The 22,959-nt window shown below is 71.7% G+C and carries 19 protein-coding genes; 9 read left to right on the top strand and 10 right to left on the bottom strand.

All coding sequences use genetic code 11. The features are described 5' to 3' along the window. Positions 1-14 precede the first annotated feature (14 nt). Positions 15-1,103 carry a PadR family transcriptional regulator gene (locus KBY32_RS04400; protein WP_210978948.1) on the bottom strand — a complete coding sequence of 363 codons (1,089 nt, stop codon included), beginning with the start codon at positions 1,101-1,103 and terminating at the stop codon, positions 15-17. Between the two features lies 1 nt (position 1,104). Further along, on the bottom strand, positions 1,105-2,073 hold the full coding sequence (locus KBY32_RS04405; protein ID WP_055624114.1) for a DUF4097 family beta strand repeat-containing protein: 969 nt from the start codon (positions 2,071-2,073) through the stop codon (positions 1,105-1,107). A gap of 170 nt (positions 2,074-2,243) precedes the next feature. Here KBY32_RS04405 and KBY32_RS04410 point away from each other — a divergent pair, with 170 nt between their 5' ends. Beyond that, positions 2,244-3,068, top strand: a complete 825-nt coding sequence (locus KBY32_RS04410; protein WP_210978949.1) for a hypothetical protein — start codon at positions 2,244-2,246, stop codon at positions 3,066-3,068. Positions 3,069-3,083: 15 nt separating this feature from the next. On the opposite strand, the gene KBY32_RS04415 is transcribed toward KBY32_RS04410, so the two are convergent. Further along, the gene (locus tag KBY32_RS04415) at positions 3,084-3,266 is read right to left on the bottom strand and encodes a DUF6104 family protein (protein ID WP_055624112.1); all 183 of its coding nucleotides are present in this window, start codon (positions 3,264-3,266) and stop codon (positions 3,084-3,086) included. Positions 3,267-3,402: 136 nt separating this feature from the next. Between KBY32_RS04415 and KBY32_RS04420 the strand changes: the two genes are divergently transcribed. Next, positions 3,403-4,392, top strand: a complete 990-nt coding sequence (locus tag KBY32_RS04420; protein WP_210978950.1) for a hypothetical protein — start codon at positions 3,403-3,405, stop codon at positions 4,390-4,392. Between the two features lie 83 nt (positions 4,393-4,475). On the opposite strand, the gene KBY32_RS04425 is transcribed toward KBY32_RS04420, so the two are convergent. The 4 genes from KBY32_RS04425 to KBY32_RS04440 all read right to left on the bottom strand — a co-directional run bounded on the left by KBY32_RS04425 (position 4,476) and on the right by KBY32_RS04440 (position 11,203). After that, positions 4,476-8,261 carry a multifunctional oxoglutarate decarboxylase/oxoglutarate dehydrogenase thiamine pyrophosphate-binding subunit/dihydrolipoyllysine-residue succinyltransferase subunit gene (locus KBY32_RS04425; RefSeq protein ID WP_210978951.1) on the bottom strand — a complete coding sequence of 1,262 codons (3,786 nt, stop codon included), beginning with the start codon at positions 8,259-8,261 and terminating at the stop codon, positions 4,476-4,478. 291 nt (positions 8,262-8,552) lie between these two features. Further along, entirely contained in the window at positions 8,553-9,659 is a 1,107-nt protein-coding gene (locus KBY32_RS04430) for a cell wall metabolism sensor histidine kinase WalK (RefSeq protein WP_210978952.1), read from the bottom strand. Beyond that, the gene (locus KBY32_RS04435) at positions 9,656-10,393 is read right to left on the bottom strand and encodes a response regulator transcription factor (RefSeq protein WP_030956984.1); all 738 of its coding nucleotides are present in this window, start codon (positions 10,391-10,393) and stop codon (positions 9,656-9,658) included. Before KBY32_RS04435 ends, KBY32_RS04430 begins: the two co-directional genes overlap by 4 nt. Positions 10,394-10,525: 132 nt before the next feature. Then, positions 10,526-11,203 (bottom strand): spermidine synthase, encoded by a 678-nt coding sequence (locus KBY32_RS04440; protein ID WP_115507527.1) that lies wholly within the window; start codon positions 11,201-11,203, stop codon positions 10,526-10,528. A gap of 308 nt (positions 11,204-11,511) precedes the next feature. On the opposite strand from KBY32_RS04440, the gene lon reads away from it, so the two are divergent. Next, complete coding sequence (gene lon, locus KBY32_RS04445) at positions 11,512-13,935, top strand: endopeptidase La (protein WP_210978953.1); 2,424 nt, start codon at positions 11,512-11,514, stop codon at positions 13,933-13,935. Between the two features lie 69 nt (positions 13,936-14,004). On the opposite strand, the gene KBY32_RS04450 is transcribed toward lon, so the two are convergent. Beyond that, positions 14,005-14,844, bottom strand: coding sequence for a lysozyme (locus tag KBY32_RS04450; RefSeq protein ID WP_055624106.1), 840 nt, complete (start codon positions 14,842-14,844; stop codon positions 14,005-14,007). A 225-nt stretch (positions 14,845-15,069) separates the two neighbouring features. On the opposite strand from KBY32_RS04450, the gene KBY32_RS04455 reads away from it, so the two are divergent. Beyond that, on the top strand, positions 15,070-15,564 hold the full coding sequence (locus KBY32_RS04455) for a MarR family winged helix-turn-helix transcriptional regulator (RefSeq protein WP_374224900.1): 495 nt from the start codon (positions 15,070-15,072) through the stop codon (positions 15,562-15,564). Positions 15,565-15,578: 14 nt separating this feature from the next. On the opposite strand, the gene KBY32_RS04460 is transcribed toward KBY32_RS04455, so the two are convergent. After that, complete coding sequence (locus KBY32_RS04460; protein WP_210978955.1) at positions 15,579-16,349, bottom strand: protein phosphatase 2C domain-containing protein; 771 nt, start codon at positions 16,347-16,349, stop codon at positions 15,579-15,581. Between the two features lie 406 nt (positions 16,350-16,755). Between KBY32_RS04460 and KBY32_RS04465 the strand changes: the two genes are divergently transcribed. Genes KBY32_RS04465 through KBY32_RS04485 form a run of 5 tightly spaced genes read left to right on the top strand, consistent with a single transcriptional unit; the run spans position 16,756 to position 22,434 of the window. Further along, a complete protein-coding gene (locus KBY32_RS04465; RefSeq protein ID WP_210978956.1) occupies positions 16,756-19,647 on the top strand; it encodes a nitrate- and nitrite sensing domain-containing protein in 2,892 nt (963 codons plus the stop codon). Next, positions 19,644-20,147, top strand: a complete 504-nt coding sequence (locus KBY32_RS04470) for a roadblock/LC7 domain-containing protein (protein WP_055624102.1) — start codon at positions 19,644-19,646, stop codon at positions 20,145-20,147. The genes KBY32_RS04465 and KBY32_RS04470 overlap by 4 nt, the downstream gene beginning before the upstream one ends. Further along, on the top strand, positions 20,144-20,563 hold the full coding sequence (locus KBY32_RS04475; protein WP_055624101.1) for a DUF742 domain-containing protein: 420 nt from the start codon (positions 20,144-20,146) through the stop codon (positions 20,561-20,563). Before KBY32_RS04470 ends, KBY32_RS04475 begins: the two co-directional genes overlap by 4 nt. Continuing rightward, the gene (locus KBY32_RS04480; RefSeq protein ID WP_055624100.1) at positions 20,544-21,155 is read left to right on the top strand and encodes an ATP/GTP-binding protein; all 612 of its coding nucleotides are present in this window, start codon (positions 20,544-20,546) and stop codon (positions 21,153-21,155) included. Before KBY32_RS04475 ends, KBY32_RS04480 begins: the two co-directional genes overlap by 20 nt. Before the next feature lie 25 nt (positions 21,156-21,180). Continuing rightward, entirely contained in the window at positions 21,181-22,434 is a 1,254-nt protein-coding gene (locus KBY32_RS04485) for a styrene monooxygenase/indole monooxygenase family protein (RefSeq protein WP_210978957.1), read from the top strand. 77 nt (positions 22,435-22,511) lie between these two features. Here the strand turns inward: KBY32_RS04485 and KBY32_RS04490 are convergent, their stop codons facing one another. Beyond that, the gene (locus KBY32_RS04490) at positions 22,512-22,871 is read right to left on the bottom strand and encodes a DUF805 domain-containing protein (protein ID WP_210978958.1); all 360 of its coding nucleotides are present in this window, start codon (positions 22,869-22,871) and stop codon (positions 22,512-22,514) included. Between the last annotated feature and the right edge of the window lie 88 nt (positions 22,872-22,959).

The raw sequence follows: 22,959 nt of genomic DNA on the forward strand, positions 1-22,959 counted from the left end.
CCGCCCGGCCTCCGTCAGGACTTGGGCGCCCGCAGTACGGCGCCGATATGGGCCGCCGCCGTCGACAAGTGGCGCCGGACATCCCGGAACTGGTCCGGCGTCACACCGTGGTCGCGGGCCGCGTCGCGGATGTCGTCGCGGAACCGGTCGAGCAGCCGGTCCAGGTCGCGGGCCGGGTCGCCGGTGCCGCTCTCATGGGCCCAGGTGGGCTCGTAGCCGGCCGGGAAGTCCCCGGGGGTCTCGGAGTACTCGGGGGGCCGGGTGTACTCGGCGGCGGGGGAGTGCTCGGCTGCCGGAGCCTGCCCGGCCCGGTCGGTCCCGGGGGAGGAGGCGCCCTGGCGGCCGAAGCCGAAGTCCCGGCCGAAGCCCTTGCCGAAGTCCCCGAACTCCTTGGTCAGTTCCGTCAGGCCCTCGCGGAGCCCCGTCGGCCAGTCGCCCCGGGCGAAGTGGTCCTGCACATGCTCCTGGACCCGGCGGGCGATGCGCTGGACCTCCTCCTGGGCCTGGGCGCGGGCGCGGTCCTGCGCCTCCTTGGCCTGGCGCCGGGCACGCTGGGCCTCCTCGCGGGCGCGCCGGCTCTCGTCCTTGGCGCGGCGGGCCTGCTCCTTCCACTCCTGCTTGGCCCGGCGCATCTCCTCCTTGGCGGCCCGCCAGGCCTCCTTGTCGGTGACGTCCGAGAAGTCGCCCGAGGCGCTCTCCGTCCCGGAGCCGCCCTTGCGGGCCTCGGACACGGCGGCCCGCATCTCGCGCCGCAGATCACCGGCCGCGCCACGCACATCGGCCTGCATCTCGGCGGCCAGCTCGGCGACCGACTCCCGGATCTCCAGCTCCAGATCGGCCAGTTCACCGCTGCGGTCGGCGAGTTCGGCGCGGCCGGCGTCCGTGATGGCGTACACCTTGCGGCCGCCCTCGGTGGTGTGGGTGACCAGGCCCTCCGCCTCCAGCTTGGCCAGACGGGGGTAGACGGTGCCGGCGGACGGTGCGTACAGCCCCTGGAAGCGTTCCTCCAGCAGGCGGATCACCTCGTAGCCGTGGCGGGGCGCCTCGTCCAGCAGCTTCAGCAGATACAGGCGCAGGCGGCCGTGGGCGAAGACGGGGGGCATGTCAGAGCACCTTCTTGTCGGTCGTGCCGTCGGCCGGGCGGGGTGTGGGGGCGTCGGTCGGATCGTCGCCCTGGCCGGAGAGGGGATTGTCCCCCGCTCCGGCCGCGGGGCCGCCCACCGGGTCCCCGGCCGGGCCGGGCGCCTCACCTGCCCAGGACTCGTCCTCCCGGGGCGGGCGGCGCAGCAGCGCGATGGAGCCGGAGACCGTCGTCGCCCGGAGCTTGCCGGTGCCGGCGCCCAGCCGGCCGGTGATCTTGTGCGCGCCCCACTGGCCGTGCACCCGGAGGTCGTCGAAGGCGTTGGAGATGGTGCCGCTCGCGGTGTTGGCCTCGACGTCGGCGTCGGCCGGGGCGGGCAGCCGTATGGCGATCTCGCCGGAGACGCTGGTCAGCCGGACGTCCGTCGGGCCGTCCGGGTCCAGGTCGACGATCATGGACCCGCTGACGGAGTCGGCCTTCACGGACGAGGCGGCGCCCTCGACGACCGTCAGATCACCGGAGACCGAGTTGAAGCGGAGGTCGCCGGTCACGGCCTGCGCCTCCAGGTTCCCGGACACGGTGTCCGCGCGGACCGGCCCGGACAGGCCGACCAGTGTGGTGTCGCCGGTGACGCCCTTGACCATGGACCGCCCCCGCAGGCCGGAGACGAACGCGCTCGCGCCCACCACGCCCACCTCGACACGGGTGTCGGCCGGCACCGCCAGGGAGACCACCGCGCTGCGGCGCCAGCCCTTGCGGTCCAGCCACTTGAGGAACCCCTTCCAGGGCAGGTCCTCGTAGGCGACGGTCAGGACGCCGTCCTGCTGGGTCACCACCAGCGGCGGGCCCTCGATCTCGGAGACCTCCAGGCGTGCGGAACCCTCCTCGGTGCCCACCACGTTCACCGTTCCGTTGACGACGCGGACGTGCAGGTCGCGCACCGGCTCCTCGAAGGTGAGTTTCCTGGGCTCCGTGACGGACCACTCGGGCATGGTGCGGACCTCCTGACCGGCCGGGCGCGACCGCACGGGCCGGGCCTGGACACGACACGCCATATCGCGTCTTCCGTAAAACACGATATATCGCGGGCAGGGAAAGTCAAGGCACTCGTTCTGGTGATCACAAATCCCGCTCACCGGACAAAGCGGCCTAGCGTGGGGGCATGTCGACGGAACAGTCCCGGTCCGCCCGCGAGGCCCAGCCGGCCCCGGGCGCCCTGCTCCTGTGCCGGGCGGAACCCGATTCCGTCGCACCCGTGGCCCGGCTGCTGCGCGAGGACATGCTGCTCGCGCCGGCCGGCGAGGGATGGAGCGTGCTCGTCCCCGAGGGCAGGCCCTGGCAGGAGGGCGGCGAGCCGGTCGACCGCGTCCTGTCCGGCTGGGCCCTCGCCCTGGCCGTCGGCGCCCCGTGGCCCGCGCTCGCCCTGTGGTGGGACACCGAGCGCGCCGGGTACTCCCTCGCCTCGGGCTTCCGCCGCCCGGTCGGCTACGAATGGCTCGCCAACGGCACCCCGGCCGGCGTCGACGAGGCCATGCACACCTTCGCCGCCCGCCTCGGCCTCGACCCGGTGCTCGACGAGCAGTCCCTCGACGAACTGACCCGCCCCGACCCGGCGTCCGACGCCCGCGCCCGCCTGCGCGGACTGCTCGCCGTCCTCCAGCGTGCGGGTGTGCACCTGCCCGACGGCCTCGCCCCCGGCGACAGCGCCGACCGGCTGCGCGCCGCCGCACGCGCACACCCGCACGTCCGCCCGGCCGAGGGCACCGCCCGGTCCGAGGGCGACGCCGCGCCGCCGGCCCCTCTCGTGCCCTGGGCCGCCGCGGGACCCTGGGCGCGTGCCCTCTCCCTGGCCCAGATCGCGGTCGGCCTGCCCCTCACGGCCTGGGGCCTGCACCGCCGCAGCGGCGGCTGGACGACCGCTGGCGCGCTCCTGCTGGCCCACGGCACACTGGGCCTCGCCTGCTGGCCCGTCAGCCCGCTGGACTGACGTACAGCGGCGTCCTCAGATGTCGTCGTCCTCGTCGTCCAGCCGGGCAAGCCAGGTCGCCAGCCGCTCCACCGGTACCTCGAAGTCGGGGTTCAGATCGACGAAGGTGCGCAGCTGCTCGGCCAGCCACTCGAAGGTGATCTCCTCCTCGCCGCGCCGCTTCTCCAGCTCTTCGATGCCTCGGTCGGTGAAGTACATGAGGTGAGGATATGTCCTGTCCGCCACGGCTGCGTGCCGGGCCGGGGCCGCTCGCCGACGGCTCCGTGACCCCGCCCCCGTCCCGGCAGTTCTCGGGACGGCGCGCGGTAGTCCCATCCCACGGAGACGGAACGACATGAGTACGCACTTCGACCCGGTACCCCTCGTCGGCACGGGAGTTGACCCGGTCGCGGACATCGAGGACTGGCTGGCCTCCCCGCCCGTGCGCGCCCTGGTCGAGGCGTTCGCCCGCACCGACCAGGACCATGAACTCGCCCGCGACCTGGCGGCCCGCAAGGGCGACGCGGCCGAGCGGCTGGCCCGGCTCGACGTGTTCACCCGCCGCTGGGACACCCGGCGCGGCAGGGAACGCAATCTCGCCGACGACCTGCCCGTACGCCCCGAGCTGCAGCAGCTCGTACGGGCGGCCGCCGAGGCGCTCGGCCTCTGTGGCGGCACCCGGCTGCGCTACGGCCACTACGAGCACGTCCTGGTCCTCGGCGGCCTCATCCGCGCCTGCCTGGCCCGCACGGCATACGCCGCCCGTCTGATCCGCACCGGACGGGTGACCGCCGGCTCCGTCACCGCCCTCGGCGGCCACCGCCCCTTCGTGGGCGACGAGTTCGAGCTCGCCGCGCTCGCCGGGGCGCCCGAGCTCGGCGAGGAGTACGAGGCCCTCGACTTCGGCACCCGCCGCGCCTTCGGTCTGCAGACGCCCGAGTCCGTGGCCGGCGAGGAGTCCGAACTGCCCGGCGGCACCTGGGCCGTCCGCACGTACCGTACGCCCGGGAGGCTGCCCGTGCGGGTGGTCGCCGCCCCGTCGAGCCGGCCGGAGCGGCGCCGCGCTGACACCGCGGACAGCTACGCCTTCTTCGCCGAGCGGGTCGCCGAACTGGAGCCGGGGGACCGGCTGTTGCTGGTGACGACCGCGCTCCATGTGCCCGCCCAGCACGCCACCGCCGTACGGATGCTGCAGCTGCCCTTCGCCGTGGAGGTGGACACCGTCGGCATCGAACCGTCCAGGGCGCCCGAGCCGGCCCGGCGCCCGTCCGGGGCCACCGCCTGTCTGCTGGAGATCCGGTCGACCGTACGCGCCCTCGCCGAGCTCCACGCAGCCCTGCGGTAGCGGACGCCGGAAGGCCCGGCTCCGAGTCGAGGGGACTCGGAGCCGGGCCTTCCGTCCGGGCTCTCCTACGGCGTTCCGCAGGCTCAGGCCTCGAACACCTCACGCACCAGCTGCTCCTGCTCGGCCTGGTGCCGCTTGGCGGAACCGACGGCCGGGGACGAGGAGTGCGGACGCGAGATACGGCGCAGGCGCTCGCCGTGCGGGACGTCGGCGCCGACCGCGAGGTCCAGGTGGTCGATCAGGTTGAGCGCGATGAACGGCCACGCACCCTGGTTCGCCGGCTCCTCCTGGGCCCACAGGTACTTCTCGGCGTTCGGGTACTTCTTGATCTCCGCCTGGAGCTCGGCACCCGGCAGCGGGTACAGGCGCTCGATGCGGATGATCGCCGTGTCCGTGACGCCGCGCTTCTTCCGCTCGGCCTCCAGGTCGTAGTAGACCTTGCCGGCGCAGAAGACGACCTTCTTCACGGCGGCCGGGTCGACCGACGCGTCACCGATGACCGGCTGGAACTGGCCGGTGGTGAACTCCTCCGCCTTCGACGCGGCGGCCTTCAGGCGCAGCATCGACTTCGGGGTGAAGACGACCAGCGGCTTGTGGTGCGGGTTGTGCACCTGCCACCGCAGGAGGTGGAAGTAGTTCGACGGCGAGGTCGGCATGGCGACCGTCATGTTGTTCTGCGCGCAGAGCTGCAGGAACCGCTCCGGGCGGGCCGAGGAGTGGTCCGGGCCCTGGCCCTCGTAGCCGTGCGGCAGGAGCAGGACGACACCGGAGGTCTGCGCCCACTTCTGCTCGGCCGAGGAGATGAACTCGTCGACGACGGTCTGGGCGCCGTTGACGAAGTCGCCGAACTGCGCCTCCCACATCACGAGCGCGTCGGGGCGGGCGAGCGAGTAGCCGTACTCGAAGCCCATCGCCGCGTACTCGGACAGCAGGGAGTTGTACACGTTGTACCGCGCCTGGTCCTCGGAGAGGTACTGGAGCGGCGTGTACTCCTCGCCCGTCTTGTTGTCGATGATCACCGCGTGGCGCTGGCCGAAGGTGCCGCGCTGCGAGTCCTGGCCGGCGAGCCGGACCGGGACGCCCTCGAGCAGGAGGGAGCCGACCGCGAGGGTCTCGCCCATGCCCCAGTCGATGGTGCCGTCCTCGACCATCGACGCGCGGCGCTGCAGCTGGGGCAGCAGACGCGGGTGGACGGTGACATGGTCGGGGATGTTGACCTGGGACTCGGCGATCCGCTTGACGACCTCCGTGGTCACCGCGGTGTTCACGGCGACCGGGAACTCGGCCTGCGGGTCCGTGGGCTCGGCGGCGGTCGGCTGCGCGGTGGCCTCGCGGACCTCCGTGAAGACCTTCTCCAGCTGGCCCTGGTAGTCCTGCAGCGCCTGCTCGGCCTCTTCCAGGGTGATGTCGCCGCGACCGATCAGGGACTCGGTGTACAGCTTGCGCACCGAGCGCTTCTTGTCGATCAGGTCGTACATCAGCGGCTGGGTGAAGGCCGGGTTGTCCGACTCGTTGTGACCGCGGCGGCGGTAGCAGATGAGGTCGATCACGACGTCCTTGTTGAACGCCTGACGGAACTCGAAGGCCAGCCGCGCGACCCGGACGACGGCCTCGGGGTCGTCGCCGTTCACATGGAAGATCGGGGCCTCGATCATGCGGGCCACGTCCGTCGCGTACATGGAGGAACGCGAGGACTCGGGGGCCGCGGTGAAGCCGACCTGGTTGTTGATGACGACGTGGACGGTGCCGCCGGTGCGGTAGCCGCGCAGCTGCGACATGTTCAGCGTCTCGGCGACGACGCCCTGGCCCGCGAAGGCCGCGTCGCCGTGCAGGGCGATCGGCAGGACGGTGAAGTCCGTGCCGCCCTTGTTGATGATGTCCTGCTTGGCGCGGGCGACGCCCTCCAGGACCGGGTCGACCGCCTCCAGGTGGGAGGGGTTGGCGGTGAGCGAGACCTTGATCTGCTCGCCGTCCAGGCCGGTGAAGGTGCCCTCGGCGCCCAGGTGGTACTTCACGTCGCCGGAGCCGTGCATCGACTTCGGGTCGAGGTTGCCCTCGAACTCGCGGAAGATCTGCGCGTACGACTTGCCGACGATGTTCGCCAGGACGTTCAGCCGGCCGCGGTGGGCCATGCCGATGACGACCTCGTCGAGGCGGGACTCGGCGGCCGAGTCCAGCACCGCGTCGAGCAGCGGGATGACGGACTCGCCGCCCTCCAGGGAGAAGCGCTTCTGGCCGACGTACTTCGTCTGCAGGAAGGTCTCGAAGGCCTCCGCGGCGTTCAGCCGGCGCAGGATGCGCAGCTGCTCCTCGCGCTCCGGCTTGGAGTGCGGGCGCTCGATGCGGTCCTGGATCCACTTGCGCTGCTTGGGGTCCTGGATGTGCATGAACTCGATGCCGGTGGTGCGGCAGTACGAGTCGCGCAGCACGCCGAGGATGTCGCGCAGCTTCATCAGGGACTTGCCCGAGAAACCGCCGACCGCGAACTCGCGCTCCAGGTCCCACAGGGTGAGGCCGTGCTCGGTGATGTCGAGGTCGGGGTGCTTGCGCTGGCGGTACTCCAGCGGGTCGGTGTCGGCCATGACGTGGCCGCGGACCCGGTAGGAGTGAATCAGCTCGAAGACCCTGGCGGCCTTGGTGACGTCGTCGTCGTGGCTGGCGTCGATGTCCTTGAGCCAGCGGACCGGCTCGTAGGGGATGCGCAGGGCCTCGAAGATGTCGTCGTAGAAGCCGTTCTCGCCGAGCAGGAGGTTCGCGACCTGGCGGAGGAACTCGCCGGACGCGGCGCCCTGGATGACCCGGTGGTCGTAGGTCGACGTGAGCGTCATGACCTTGGAGATGCCGAGCTTGTTCAGGGTGTCCTGGGAGGTGCCCTGGAACTCCGCCGGGTAGTCCATGGAGCCGACGCCCATGATCACCGACTGGCCGGGCATCAGACGCGGCACGGAGTGCACGGTGCCGAGGCCGCCGGGGTTGGTCAGGGAGACCGTGACACCGGTGAAGTCGTCCATCGTCAGCTTGCCGTCACGGGCGCGGCGGACGATGTCCTCGTAGGCCTGCCAGAACTCGAAGAAGTTCAGCGTCTCGGCCTTCTTGATCGCCGCGACGACGAGCTGGCGGTCGCCGTTGGGCTTGACCAGGTCGATGGCGAGGCCGAGGTTGACGTGCGCCGGCTTGACGAGGGTCGGCTTGCCGTCCTTCTCGCCGAACGAGTAGTTCATCGACGGCATGGCCTTGATGGCCTGCACCATCGCGTAGCCGATCAGGTGCGTGAAGGAGATCTTCCCGCCCCGGGCCCGCTTGAGGTGGTTGTTGATGACGATGCGGTTGTCGAACAGCAGCTTCACCGGGACCGCGCGGACCGAGGTGGCGGTCGGCAGCTCCAGCGAGGCGTTCATGTTCTTGGCGACCGCGGCGGAGGGGCCGCGCAGCGTCACGAACTCGGGGCCGTCCGCGGGGGCGGCGGCGGGCTCGCCCTTCTTCGGCTGGGCCGGCTTGGCGGCCGGGGCCGCGGCGGGCTTCGCCGGCGCAGGAGCGGCGGGCGCGGCGGCCTTGGCCGGGGCCGCGGCCGCCGGCTTCGGAGCCGCGGGAGCGGGCGCCGGGACCGACGCGTCGGCCGGAGCGGTGGTGGTCTCCGCGGCCCCCGCGGCCGCGGTACCCGCCGGAGCCGGGGCGGCGGCAGCCCCCGGCTTGTAGTCGGCGAAGAAGTCCCACCAGGCGCGGTCTACCGAATTCGGGTCCTGGAGGTACTGCTGATAGATCTCGTCGACGAGCCACTCGTTGGCGCCGAACGCGGCAGCGGGGTTCTTGCCCGCTTGGTCCGCGTCGGTCGAGATGCTCGATGCGTTACTGGGGGACTGTGGCGACACGGCGGCAACCGCCCTCTTCCGCTTCACAAGGTGATGGACAGCGGGAATCAAGGCTACGCCTCCCCGGCCGGGAAGGTCAGGCCGGGCATGGTCATCGTCGTGTAAGTCACATCGGGAAGCGTGTTTCGGGCTCAGAAATGGCGGGAAACAAGCGGGGTTCCGCTTCTGCGGCACGTAAAGGGGATGGCGCGACCGCGACCTGACGCGGCGACGGCGCAGGTCTGTACCTGATCACACGGCCCTGTCAGGCACGACGCGTGTGGATCTTGGCGCTCCGCTTCGAACTTTACGTCAACTTGGTACGGAAGGCTGCCCTGGAAGTGTGACAAGAATCCGGCAACCCCGATCCGACTCGGCCACACCGATCCGGCCGCCGTGAAGGTCCACCGCCCAGCGCGCGATCGCCAGCCCCAGTCCGGTGCCGCCGTCGCTGCCCGGGCCGTGCGGGCGGCTGACCGCGCCCCGGTTGAACCGCTCGAAGACCCGGTGCCAGTCCGAGCGCGGGATGCCCGGACCCTCGTCCAGGACCTCCAGCTCCAGCGACTCCGGGAGCGGGCCGCGCCGCGCCTTGACCGTGACCCTGCCGTGCGGCGGGCTGTGCTTGATCGCGTTGTCGATGAGGTTGGCGACGACCTGGTGGATGCGCTCGGGGTCGGCGTGCGCGGTCAGCTCCGGCGGGGACACGTCGAGGTGCAGATGCACGTCGGTACGGGTGTGGCTGCCGGAGCCCGAGGTCATGCCCGCGCGCGCGGAGGCGACCATGTTGGCCTCCTTCAGCACCCCGGAGAGATAGGGCCATACCTCGAAGCGCCGCATCCGCAGCGGGACGACCCCGTTGTCCAGACGGGACAGGTCCAGCAGGGTCTCCACGAGCCGGCCGAGGCGCTCGGTCTGCTTCAGCGCCGTGCGCATCGTCTCGGGGTCGGCCTCGGCGATGCCGTCGACCACGTTCTCCAGGACCGCGCGCAGGCCCGCGATCGGGGTGCGCAGCTCGTGGGAGACGTTCGCGACCAGCTCCTTGCGCTGCTGGTCCTGGGCCTCCAGCTCGTCGGCCATGAGGTTGATCGTCCCGGCCAGGTCGCCCAGTTCGTCGCGGCGGCTCTCGCTGACCCGACGGGTGTAGTCGCCCTGGGATATGGACCGGGCGACCGTGTTCATCTCGTCCAGCGGCGCGGTGAGCGAATGCGCCACGAACTGCGTGATGAGCAGCGTGGCGATCATCGAGAAGACCGTGATGAAGCGCAGCTCCGTCTGGGTGCGCACCGCGATCATCGACAGTCCGGTGGTGATCAGGACCGCGATGACGACGAGCGCGCCCAGCTTGGTCTTGATCGAGAACGGACGTACGCCGCCCCAGGGCTCCCCGGGGCCTCTCCGCGCGGCCGGACCGTCGCTCATGGCGTCGGCGTCTCCAGGGCGTAGCCCACGCCGTGCACGGTGCGGATGCGCTCGGCCCCGATCTTCCGGCGCAGCGCCTTGATGTGGCTGTCCACGGTCCGGGTGCCGGAGGCGTCCGCCCAGTCCCATACCTCGGCGAGCAGCTGCTCGCGGGAGAGGACCGCGCGCGGGGTGTTCGCCAGGCACACCAGCAGGTCGAACTCGGTCGGCGTCAGATGCACGTCCTCGCTGCGGACCCGTACGCGCCGCTGCGCGTGGTCGATCTCCAGCTCGCCGAGGCGCAGGATGCCCGAGCGCGGCGTGGTGGCGGCGAGGGCGGCGCGCTCGACGCGGCGCAGCAGCACGTGCACGCGTGCCGCCAGCTCCCGCATGGAGAACGGCTTGGTCATGTAGTCGTCGGCGCCGACGCCGAGCCCGACCAGCATGTCCGTCTCGTCGTCCCGCGCGGTCAGCATCATGACCGGCACCGGCCGCTGGGCCTGCACCCGGCGGCAGACCTCCAGACCGTCGAAGCCCGGCAGCATGATGTCGAGGATCAGGAGGTCGGGCTGCCAGGCCTCGGCCGTGTCGACGGCCGCCGGGCCGTCTCCCGCGGTCTGCACGAGGAATCCCTCGGCGCGCAGACGGGCCGCGATGGCGTCCACGATGGTCGGATCGTCCTCGACCACCAGGACCCGGCGCTGTGCGCCGGGGGTCGCCGCCGTGCCGTTGTGGGAGGTGTGTGTCTGCTCCATCGCCCGCCCCAAAGTTGCTTTCCGGAATCCGTGGGGTGATCCCGCTTACTGGCTGTGCCTGCGCATGCTTGCGATTGACGCTTGAATGATCCGCGTCAGGAAAGCAGAGTACGGGGAGTCACCGTGCCAGGGCTATCCAGGTCGGACGGCGAGGTGCACGACGTCCGGAACGCCCCGGGCAACGGGGATCTCATCGGTACGCACCTGCTGGAATCCGGCATTGCGCAAGGTTTCTTCGAATTCCGGAGAGGGCTGAGCGGACCATACGGCCAGTACCCCACCCGGTGTCAACGCCCTTGCGCAGGCGGCCAGTCCGTCCGGTGAGTACAGGCTCTCGTTGCCGTCGGTGACGGTCCATCCGGGTCCGTTGTCGATGTCGAGGCAGAGCGCGTCGTACGTGGCGGATGTCTCATACACGTGGGTGACGAGATCGGTCTCCAGGATCGACGTCCGCGGGTCGGCGAGCGCCGCCGCGGAGAGGCCGGACAGCGGCCCGCCGAGATGCCAGTCGATGATCGCGTGCTCGCGCTCCGCGACGGTGATCCGCCCCGGCCGCGGGTCGGCCGCGGCGTGTGCGAGCGAGAACCCGACGCCGAGCCCGCCGATCAGGATGTGCGGCCGTGAACGGTCGCCCAGCGCGTCCAGTGCCGCGTCCACCAGCAGCCGCTCCGAGCGGCCGTCGGAGGTGTCCATCAGGAAGCAGCCGTTGGCGATGATCTGCAGCAGCTCCCCGTGCCGCCGCAGCACCACCTCCCCATAGGGGCCTTCGCGACGGTCCAGAACCACAGGCGTGTCGTACGAAGTGGACATCGGGCCATCCTGCCAGGCGGGAGCGGGTGAGGGTGAGCACCCGATCGCTGCCGGCGAACGCCGTGACCGCCTCCCGGCGGGGACCGGCTCAGTCACCGTGCCGTCGGCTACGCGCGCCGGGACCCCGGCGGTCAGGACCGGCCGGAATAGCGGCCGTCGACTCGCCGCTTCTCCTGTCGACCCCGTGGTTTCCACATGCCCGGTCCGCTGTCGATCGCTGTCAGCGAACGCCCCGGAGTGGCGGGAACAATCGGGATCCCCTGTGCATTGAGTCGGCGTAACTCAACTTGACTGCCTAAGGGGAGATCATGGCTTCGACGTCCACATCGCTCACCCTGCCCGTGCTGCCGCTCGACGACGAGGTCGTGCTGCCCGGGATGGTGGTCCCCCTGGACTTGAACGACGCCGATGTGCGTGCCGCCGTGGAGGCCGCCCAGGCCGCCGCGCGGTCCACGCCCGGCAAGCCCCGGGTGCTGCTGGTGCCGCGTATCGACGGCACCTACGCGAGCACCGGGGTGCTCGGCACCGTGGAGCAGGTCGGCCGGCTGGCCGACGGTGATCCCGGTGCCCTGATCCGCGGCCGGGGCCGGGTGCGTATCGGCGCCGGCACCACCGGGCCGGGTGCGGCGCTGTGGGTCGAGGGCACGCCCGTCGACCAGAGCGTGCCCGATCCGCTGCCCGGACAGGTGGCGGAGCTGGTGAAGGAGTACAAGGCGCTCGCCACCGCCTGGCTGCGCAAGCGCGGCGCCTGGCAGGTCGTGGACCGGGTGCAGGCCATCGACGACGTCTCGCAGCTCGCCGACAACTCCGGTTACTCGCCCTTCCTGACCACCGAGCAGAAGGTGGAGCTGCTGGAGACCGCCGACCCGGTGGCCCGGCTGAAGCTCGCCACGCAGCAGCTGCGTGACCACCTCGCCGAGCAGGACGTGGCCGAGACCATCGCCAAGGACGTCCAGGAGGGCGTCGACAAGCAGCAGCGCGAGTTCCTGCTGCGCCGCCAGCTGGAGGCCGTCCGCAAGGAGTTGCGCGAGCTGAACGGCGAGGCAGGCAAGGACCCCGCCGAGGAGTCCGACGACTACCGCGCCCGCGTGGAGGCCGCCGACCTGCCGGAGAAGGTCCGCGAGGCCGCGCTCAAGGAGGTCGACAAGCTGGAGCGGTCGAGCGACCAGTCGCCCGAGGGCTCCTGGATCCGCACCTGGCTGGACACCGTCCTGGAGCTGCCGTGGAACGAGCGCACCGAGGACGCCTACGACATCCAGGGCGCCAAGGGCGTGCTGGACGCCGAGCACTCCGGTCTCGAGGACGTGAAGGAGCGGATCACCGAGTACCTCGCGGTGCGCAAGCGGCGCGGTGAGCGCGGCCTCGGTGTGGTCGGCGGGCGGCGCGGCGGTGCCGTGCTGGCGCTCGTCGGACCGCCCGGTGTCGGCAAGACCTCGCTGGGTGAGTCCGTCGCCCACGCCATGGGCCGCAAGTTCGTGCGCGTCGCCCTCGGCGGTGTGCGCGACGAGGCCGAGATCCGCGGCCACCGCCGTACCTACGTGGGTGCCCTGCCCGGCCGGATCGTGCGGGCGATCAAGGAGGCCGGGTCGATGAACCCGGTGGTCCTGCTCGACGAGATCGACAAGGTCGGCTCCGACTTCCGCGGGGACCCCGCGGCCGCGCTCCTCGAAGTGCTCGACCCGGCACAGAACCACACCTTCCGGGACCACTACCTGGAGGTCGAGCTGGACCTGAGCGACGTCGTCTTCCTGGCCACGGCCAACGTGCTGGAGGCCATCCCGGAGGCGCTGCTCGACCGTATGGAACTGGTCCGGCTCGACGGCTACACCGAGGACGAGAAGGTCGTCATCGCCCGCGACCACCTGCTCCCGCGCCAGCTGGAACGGGCGGGACTGAACACGGACGAGGTCACCATCGACGAGGGCGCGCTGCGCAAGCTCGCCGGCGAGTACACCCGTGAGGCGGGCGTGCGCACCCTGGAGCGGTCCATCGCGCGGCTGCTGCGCAAGGTGGCGGCCCAGCACGAACTGGGCGAGCGGAAGCTGCCGTTCAGCGTCACCGAGGGCGAGCTGCGCGGCCTGATCGGCCGGCCGCACCACGTGCCCGAGTCCGCCCAGGACCCGGCCGAGCGCCGTACGGCCGTGCCGGGCGTGGCCACCGGTCTCGCGGTGACCGGCGCGGGCGGCGACGTGCTGTTCGTCGAGGCGTCGCTGGCCGACCCGGAGACGGGCGCGGCGGGCCTGACGCTGACCGGCCAGCTGGGTGACGTGATGAAGGAGAGCGCCCAGATCGCGCTGAGCTTCCTGCGCAGCCACGGCGCCGAGCTGGAGCTGCCCGTCGCCGATCTGAAGGACCGGGGCGTGCACATCCACTTCCCAGCGGGCGCGGTCCCGAAGGACGGGCCGAGCGCGGGCATCACGATGACGACGGCGCTCGCGTCGCTGCTCAGCGGACGGCTGGTGCGTACGGACGTGGCGATGACCGGTGAGGTCTCGCTGACCGGACGGGTGCTGCCGATCGGCGGCGTGAAGCAGAAGCTGCTCGCCGCGCACCGCGCGGGGGTCACCACGGTGATCATCCCGAAGCGCAACGAGCCCGACCTGGACGACGTCCCGGCCGAGGTGCTGGACAAGCTCGACGTCCACGCCGTGACCGATGTCCGCCAGGTGCTGGAGCTGGCCCTGTCGCCGGCCACCAGCGACGCGGCCCGGGAGGTTCCGGCGGCGGCGTGACGGACGCCGCCGGACAGGAAAGGGCCCGGGCCCCCGGAAGGGGACCCGGGCCCTCGCCGTGCGGGGGAGTCAGCCGTTGGCCAGGGCCACGACCCGGTCGAGGGCGCCGTTGAACCGGTCGTGGTCGCCGACGGTCGGGCCGGTCGACGTGTACTGCCACATCGTGTAGTAGCTCCAGCCGGCCGGCAGTTCGCCCACGGACGCGGCGTACCGGGCGATCCACAGCGGGTTGGCCGAGGCGAAGGCGCTGGAGTTGCCGGTGCACTGCTTCCACCAGCTGGTCGCCGTGTAGATGACGGGGTCGCGGCCGGTGCGCGCCTTGTAGCGGTTTACGAAGTCGCGGATCCAGGTGACCATCCCGCTCGCGGACTTGCCGAAGCAGGCGTCGCCGTACGGGTTCCACTCGATGTCGAGGACACCGGGCAGGGTGCGGCCGTCGCGGGACCAGCCGCCGCCGTGGTCGACGAAGTAGTCGGCCTGGGTTGCTCCATTGGTGGTGTCCGGGGTCGCGAAGTGGTACGCCCCGCGGATCATGCCCACGTTGTAGGAGCCGTTGTACTGCTGGGCGAAGTAGGGGTTGGTGTAGTACGTCCCCTCGGTGGCCTTCACATAGGCCCACTTGACCCCGCTGGACCACAGGGTCGACCAGGCGACGTTGCCCTGGTGGCTGGAGACGTCGACGCCCTCCGTCTGGGCGGCCAGGGTGCCGGCGGGGACGCCGTCGGTGCCGTCGTGTGCCGCGACGCCCATGCCCATGTGGGCGGAGCCGCGCGGCGGGGTGCCGCCGTCCCGCGCGGACGACGGCTGGGCGGTCAGGACGAGCAGGGCCAGGGCGAGTGCGAGGGTGAGCAGGAGTCCGGTCGGACAGAGGCTGTGGGGGTGGCGCTGTTCGGGTCTGTGCACGGGCATAGCGTGCCTCCGAAGGCTCGGTGACGCATGGTGGGGAACGCGCACGGGTGTGGCGTGAGCATGTCAGCGGCATGCTCCGCGTACGACGCTAGGCAGCGGAATGACCAGGTGGAAGAGGGCCTGGCGGCTGCCGTTGGTCTAAGCCTGCGAAATACTGACGGAGCTGCGGCGATGACGCCGGTTGGCGGAAACTTTCACGGCCGGGAAAACGAGGCAGGGGCTGACGTGCACGAAGACGGCAACGGCGACGCGATGGCGCCCGGACCCGGTAGCTCCAGCGGTGGTTTGGACCAGCCCGAGTTCCTGGACCTGGAACGCGAGTTGACGGTCCTCTTCCGGCGCGCCCGGGCCAAGCAGGGCGAGATGGCCCGCGAGGTCCACCCGGACCTGGAGTCGGCGGCGTACGGACTGCTGGTCCGTCTGGACGAGTCGGGACAGCTGCGGGCCACCGAACTCGCCGCGTACATCGGCGTCGGCAAGGCCACCATGTCGCGCCAGCTGCGCGCCCTGGAGGACCTCGGCCTGGTCGCCCGGGAACCGGACCCGGCGGACGGCCGGGCCTGGCTGGTGCACCTCACCGAGGAGGGCCGCCGCCGGGTCGCCAAGGTCCGCGAGGCCCGCCGGGCGCGCTATGTCGCCCAGATGTCCCACTGGGAGCGCGAGGAGGTCGCGGAGCTGGCCCGGCTGCTGAACCAGCTGAACCGGGGCATGGACCAGTAACCGCCCCCGGCGCCTCACAGCTCCACGTACACGACCGTCGCGTCGTCGTGCCGCTTGCCGCGCCCCGGGTGCGTCCGCTCCAGCGCGCGCACCCGCTCCACCAGCGCCCCCGCGCCCTTCTCCCGGACGTAGCCGAGGCAGTCGCGCCAGTCGCCCTGCTGGAAGCGCTCCACCCAGCGGGTCGCCCCGTCCGTCAGGGCGGCCAGGGTGCGCACCTCGCCGCGCGGCAGCGCCCCCGTCACCGCCCGCTCCGCCACCGCCGGGTCGGCGGCCGCCGTGAAGAAGCCGCCCTCCTTGTTGCGCAGATACGTGTCGACATGGGCGTGCGTCGCCAGCGCCGACGCCGGCAGCCGGTCCAGCCGGTCGTCGAGGCAGGGCGTCACCGTCCCGTCGGGGGACTCCACCAGCAGGGCCGAGTCGGACAGGACGAGGTGCTCCACCGCCCCGGCGGACCACCGCGCGAGGACGACGGTTGCCTGGGGCGTGCGCGGGTGAGAAAGGTCACAAGTCCCCGCGTGGGCCTCGGCGGTGCGCGCGATCGCCCGGGCCAGCACCTCCGCGAGGGGCACATCGGGGAGGGAAACGGTCAGTTCGGTCAGGGCCCCGCCGAGCCGTGCGGTGAACCAGTGGACGGAGTGCACACACCCGGCCCCGTCCCGCGGCGGCGTCACCCCGTCCAGGACGACGAGGGCCCCTCCCCGCCCCGAAGCGGGCAGGACCACACTCGCGAAGTCCTCGTTGGCGCGGTCCGGATCGCCCGACTCCGAAACTAGCTCTGTGCGCATCCGGCCAGTCTGCACGAGCCCTTCACAAGGTCCCGCCCAGGGGCGCGACTTCCGCCGGACCGTCACGGCGACGCAGGTCACCCGCCTGATTTGAGAGGAATGCATCACTCCGGCAAGACGTGGCGGCGAATATTGCCACCGCCCGCCGCAGACGTCCAACCGGCCCACCACGCAAGGCCCTGGCACCGGCCACGGGAACTTGCCCGCCAACTCCCCTCCGGGGTTCACTCCTTCGGGTGGCGGGTCAGGTGATGCCGGACCGTCGCCCACCGGCACTGGGAGGGTCGGGGACCGGTGAGGGCCACCCCGGGCGCGAACCCAGTCGCGAGCTTGGGGGAGGGGTGTACGTACGGTCGACGGAAGTTGACCCGACGTCATCCGGACCCATGGGTACCACGAGTCAGGAATGCGAGCACCGGTGCAGAAGACGCGGCCTCGTCGCTCAGGCAAGCAGACGGCCTCCGCAGGAGGCGACCAGCCCACCCCCGGCACCGCCGACGCCCCCGCCCCCGCAGGCAAGGGGCGCCCGACCCACGTACGGAACCGGCTGATCGTCGCCGTGGCCGTCGTCGCCGCGGCCATCGCCGGCGCCGGCGTCCCCTCGATCGTCACCGCCTCCGGGCAACTGCACGACACACAGAGCGCCGTGACGCTCGCCGAGCAGACCCAGGACGCGCTCACCCTCGCGCACTCCCTCGCCGACGAGCGCGACGAGGTCACCTCCTACATCGCCGCGGGCCGCCCCAAGTCCAAGGCGCCCAGCGAGCAGCGCAGCGCCCGGGTCGACCGGCAGGTCGAGGAGCTGCGCGCCGACACCGACACGCCCGCCGGCCTGCGCGACGACCTCGAAGGCGTCGCCACGCTGCGCCGGTCCGCGCTCACCGGCAAGAGCACCGCCCTGGAGGCGCACGCCGCGTACACGGCGGCCATCGCCGAACTGCACCGGCTCGCCGAGCGCCTGGCCGAGGAGATGCCCTCGCGCGCCGGCACCGGCGCCCACGCGCTGGCCGAACTGGACACCGCGGTGCAGCAGGCCGCCGCCGCACGCGGGCTGCTGCTCGCCGCGCTGAGCGTGCCCACCACCACCCAGACCGTCGTCGACCCGCTCACCGGTGTCGCGACCACCCGGAAGACCTCCTCGGACGCGGACACCAAGCAGCGCGACGCGCTCGCCACCGCCGCCCAGCAGGCCCGGCTGCGCTCCGACGCGGCCCTCGCCGACTTCCGGGACACCGCCGCGCCCGCCGCGCGCACCTCGTACGACTCCACCGTCACCGGTCCCGAGGTCGACACCGCCGAGCGCTACCTGACCGCCCTCACCGACCAGCCCTCGCTCAGCGACCGGGACCTGGAGACCAACACCCGCCGGGCCTCGGCCGCCCTGTCCGCCCGCGTCGACTCGATGCGCGGCGCCGAGTCGGCCCTCTACGACCGCCGCACCAAGGCCCTGGAGCAGCTCCGCGACGACGACGTCACCGCGCTGGAGATCCACATCGCGATCCTCGGCGTGCTGATGCTGCTCGCCGTGGGCGTGGCCACCGGCATGGCCCGCGGCCTCACCCGGCCCCTCGCGGTGCTGCGGCTCGGGTCCGCCCGGCTCGCGGGCGCCGCCGACCCGGCCGCCGAGGAACCCGTGCGGTTCACCGGCCGCAGGGACGAGTTCGCCCAGGTCGTCGACTCCGTCAACGCGCTGCACGCGCGGGCCGTCGCCCTGAACGAGCGCATCGCCACCCTGGAGTCGGACCGCAAGCACCTGGTCGGGCAGCGCCAGAAGATGGCCGACGCCCGCGAGGAGCTGCGCGGCGAACTCACCGAGTCCACCGCCCAGCTGGAGCGGCTGCGCGAGAGCATCGGCGGCACCTTCGTCAATCTCGCCCTGCGCACCCTCGGCCTGGTCGAGCGGCAACTCGGCGTGATCGAGGGCCTGGAGGAGCGCGAGCAGGACCCCGAGCGCCTCGCCACCCTGTTCAAGCTCGACCACTTCGCCACGGTCATGCGCCGGCACAGCGAGAACCTCCTCGTGCTGGCCGGCACCGAGCACGTCCAGCAGCACGCCGGACCGGTGCCGCTCGTGGACGTCGTCCGCGCCGCCGTCAGCGAGATCGAGCGGTACGAGCGGGTCCGGATCGCCGCGCTGCCGCCGCACGCGCACGTGGCCGGCTTCGCCGCCGACGACCTGTCCCACCTGCTCGCCGAACTCATGGAGAACGCCACCTCGTTCTCCCCGCCGGACCTGCCCGTCGAGGTGTCCGGCTGGCTGCTGGAGAGCGGCGAGGTCATGCTCTCCGTGCAGGACGAGGGCATCGGCATGGCGGGCGACCGGCTGACCCGGCTCAACACCCGCCTCGCCGAGTTCGACCCGGAGGCCACCTACGACCAGGAGGGCGAGGACGGGCTGGGTCTCGGCCTGTACGTCGTCGCCCGCCTCGCCCACCGGCACGGCGTCCGCGTGCAGCTGCGCGAGCAGAAGCAGGGCGGAGTCGCGGCCGTCGCGGTCCTGCCCAAGGGCCTGCTGGCCGCCGCGCCCACCGCCGCGGTCCCCACGGAGTCGCCGCGCCACACCGGCGGCCACGCCTTCTCCCTGCCGGGCGCCGACGCCGAGGCCAACTCCAACCATCTTCCGGCCCGGCAGAAGGGCGCCGACCCGCTGGTGGCGCTGGCCGAGCAGGCCGTGCAGCGCAACGAGTCGGAGGCCGAGTCGGGGGAGGCCGGCAAGGAGCCCGAGGCCACCGAGCCCACGGCCACCGAGCCCGCCGCCGACAAGCCCGCCGAACCGCACGTCCCCGCCCAGCAGTCGCCCGCCGAGACGACGATGGAGCTGCTGATCCCGGAGCCCGCCGCCGCCCCGGCCGAGGAGTCGCTCACGGAGCGGCCCGAGCTGACGGAGCGGCCCGAGCTGGCCGAGCGTGCCGAGCAGACGGAGCGGCCCGAGCGCACGGAGACGCCCGAACGGCCCGAGCGCCCCGACCCGTACGCCATCGGCCCCGACACCCACGAACGCGCCCAGGACGAGGTGGACGAGGACCCGGAGCCCGTCACCGACAAGGGCCTGCCCAAGCGCACCCCCCGGATCACCGCACCGACGGCCGCGCCGGTCCGCCGCAGCGGGGGCGTCGACGCCGAGGCCCTGCGCCGCCGGCTCGGCGGCTTCCGCAAGGGCGCGCAGGCCGGCTACCGCGACGTCCAGGCGGAGATCGCCGAACGCACCGGACAGAACAAGGCACCGGACACGCCCGCCGGAGCGAGCACCGAATCCGAAGCAGCCACGGGGGGCACAGTCGAGGAGGCAAGCAGTTGACCGCGCCCAGTACCTTCGGACTGAGCAGTGAAGCCCGCAACCTGCATTGGTTGTTGACGAATCTGGTCGAGGAGGTGCCGGGTATCCAGTCGGTCGCCGTCGTCTCCTCCGACGGCCTCCTGCTCCTCTCCTCCGACCAGGCACGCAACGCCGAGGCCCGCGAGGCGAGGCACGAGCGGCGATCGGGCCCGCGCGGCTCCTCCGCCGACCTCGCCACCATCGTCTCCGGCATCGGCAGCCTCACCGTCGGGGCGGCCAAGCTGATGGAGTTCGGCGGGGTGAAGCACACCATGGTCGCCATGGACGAGGGCAGCCTCTTCGTGATGTCCATCAGCGACGGCTCGCTGCTCGGGGTGCACGGCTCCGCCGACTGCGACATGAGCGTGGTCGCGTACCACATGGCGCTCTTCGTCGGCCGGGCCGGACATGTCCTCACCCCGGAACTCCGCAGCGAGCTGCGGAAGTCGCTGGAGCCCGCGTCGGCAGGGAGCACCCGATGAGCAACGCCCCGAGGAACCGGCAACAGCTCCCCGTGCGCGGGGGTGACCGAAAACCGGCCCGTGTGCGGCCCTACTCGCTCACCGGCGGCCGCACCCGCTTCGGCCACGTCCTCCTGGTGGAGACGTTCGTGGCCGCGCTGGAGGCCCCCGAGGAGCGCAAGGAGCTGACGAACGGCTCGCTCAGCACCAAGGTGATGCCGGAGCTGAGGGCCATCGTCGAACTGTGCCGCCGGATGCGTACGGTGGCCGAGATCGCCGCGCTGCTGAAGATGCCGCTCGGCGTGGTCCGCGTGCTCCTCAGCGATCTCGCGGACCAGGGAAAGATCCGTGTGTACGGCACCGGAACCGGTCATGGCACCGGCCGTCCGGACCGGGCTCTGCTCGAAAGGGTGCTGAGTGGACTCCGTCGTCTTTGAGGACACCGACGAGGACCTGCGGTCCTGGCAGACGGACCGGGCCCGGGCCCCGATCGCCACGAAGATAGTCGTGGCGGGCGGGTTCGGCGTCGGCAAGACCACGCTCGTCACGTCCGTCTCGGAGATCACGCCGCTGCAGACCGAGGCGCTGATGACCGAGGCGAGCGAGGAGACCGACGACCTCACCGCCACGCCCGGCAAGTCGACCACCACCGTGGCCATGGACTTCGGGCGGATCACGCTCGACGAGGACCTGGTGCTGTATCTGTTCGGCACCCCGGGCCAGCAGCGGTTCTGGTTCATGTGGGACGACTTGGTGCGCGGCGCGATCGGCGCGGTCGTCATGGCCGACACCCGGCGGCTGAAGGACTGCTTCCCGGCGCTCGACTACTTCGAGAGCTGCGGGCTGCCGTACGTCGTCGCGGTCAACCACTTCGACGGCAGTGAGCGGTTCGAACCGGAGGACGTGCGGGAGGCGTTGACGATCCCTCCGCACATACCTGTAATGATCATGGACGCGAGGCGCCGGATCTCGGTGATCGAGACCCTGTTGTCCCTGGTGGGACACGCGCTGGACGTCACCCCCGAGTGAAACGCGGTTAGGAGCCCTCACCCGCATGCGGAAGATACTCGTCGTCGGGGCCGGCCAGTCCGGTCTCCAGCTCGCCCTCGGACTCCAGTCCCACGGGTACGAGGTCACCCTGATGTCCAACCGGACCGCGGACGAGATCCGCTCCGGGCGGGTCATGTCCACCCAGTGCATGTTCCACACCGCACTCCAGCACGAGCGCGACCTCCAGCTGAACTTCTGGGAGTCCCAGGCCCCGAAGATCGAAGGACTCGGCGTCTCGGTCGCCGCCCCCGGCTCCTGGGCCGAGGGCCCGGCGGCCCGCGCGATCGACTGGCTGGGCCGGCTCGACGGGTTCGCCCAGTCCGTGGACCAGCGGGTGAAGATGGCCGGCTGGATGGAGACCTTCGCCCAGCGCGGCGGCCAGCTCGTCATCCACGGCGCGGCCGTCGGCGACCTGGACTACTTCGCCCGCACCTACGACCTCGTGCTGGTCTCGGCGGGCAAGGGTGAGCTCGTCCAGATGTTCGGCCGGGACGCGGAGCGCTCCCCGTACAGCGAGCCCCAGCGCGCCCTCGCGGTCGCCTATGTGCACGGCATGGGCCCGCGCCCGGAGCACCCGGACACCGAGGCGGTCCGCTGCAACCTCGTCCCCGGCGTCGGCGAGCTGTTCGTCATGCCGACCCTGACGACGTCCGGGCGCGCGGACATCCTGTTCTGGGAGGGCATACCCGGCGGCCCGCTCGACGTCTTCAACGGCGTGAAGGACCCGGCCGAGCACCTCTCCCTGACCCTGGAACTCATGGAGCGGTACGTGCCGTGGGAGTACGCCCGCGCCACGAAGGTGGAGCTGACGGACGCCGGCGGCACGCTGAGCGGACGGTACGCCCCCACGGTCCGCAACCCCGTCGGCACGCTGCCCGGCGGCGGCCTGGTCCTCGGTGTCGCGGACGTCGTCGTGGCCAACGACCCGATCACCGGCCAGGGCTCCAACTCGGCGTCCAAGTGCGCGGCCGCCTACCTCGCGTCGATCCTGGAGCACGGCGACAAGGAGTTCGACGAGGCCTGGATGCGGGCCACGTTCGACCGCTACTGGGACACGGCCCAGCACGTCACCAAGTGGACGAACGCCATGCTGGCCCCGCCCCCGGAGCACGTCCTCAACCTCATCGGCGCGGCAGGCCAGCTCCAGCCCGCCGCCGACCGCTTCGCCAACGCCTTCGACAACCCGGCCGACTTCGAGAACTTCTTCTACGACCCGGAGAAGACGGAGTCCTACCTGGGCTCCCTCGCGGGCGCCTGAGTTTGCCGGGCCCGATACAACACGACGGTGGCCTGCCCCCCGGGAGGGGGCAGGCCACCGTCGTTGTGTGAGCCTGATCAGGCGGCGGCCGGCGCCAGCTTCGGGTTCAGGCCGTACTTGTTCGCCTCCGGCTTGCCGTCGCTGGCCAGGAAGACCAGCAGGATGATGGCGCCGACGAGCGGGATGAGGGCGATGAGCAGCCACCAGCCGGAGCGGTCCGTGTCGTGCAGACGGCGGACGCCGACCGCGAGCGAGGGGACCAGGACGGCGACCTCGTAGATGACGGCGAGGACGCCGGAGCCGATGGTGGCCAGGTCGATGACCATCAGCAGGATGTACGCGATCGCGTTGAAGAGCACGAACATCCAGTACTCCTTGCGGCGGGCGCGGCCGCTGAAGGTGGCGTACTTCTTGAGGACGTCGAGGTACCAGTTCATGGGTCCCCCCCAGGGACGAGATCGGGTGAAGGCCTGCTTGAAATGAACAGGCCAGCGGAATCTAGATGGCTTGATCTCGCGGGTCAAA

It is taken from the genome of Streptomyces sp. RK62, from assembly GCF_018070255.1.
In the GTDB taxonomy this organism is placed as follows: Bacteria; Actinomycetota; Actinomycetes; order Streptomycetales; family Streptomycetaceae; genus Streptomyces; species Streptomyces nigra.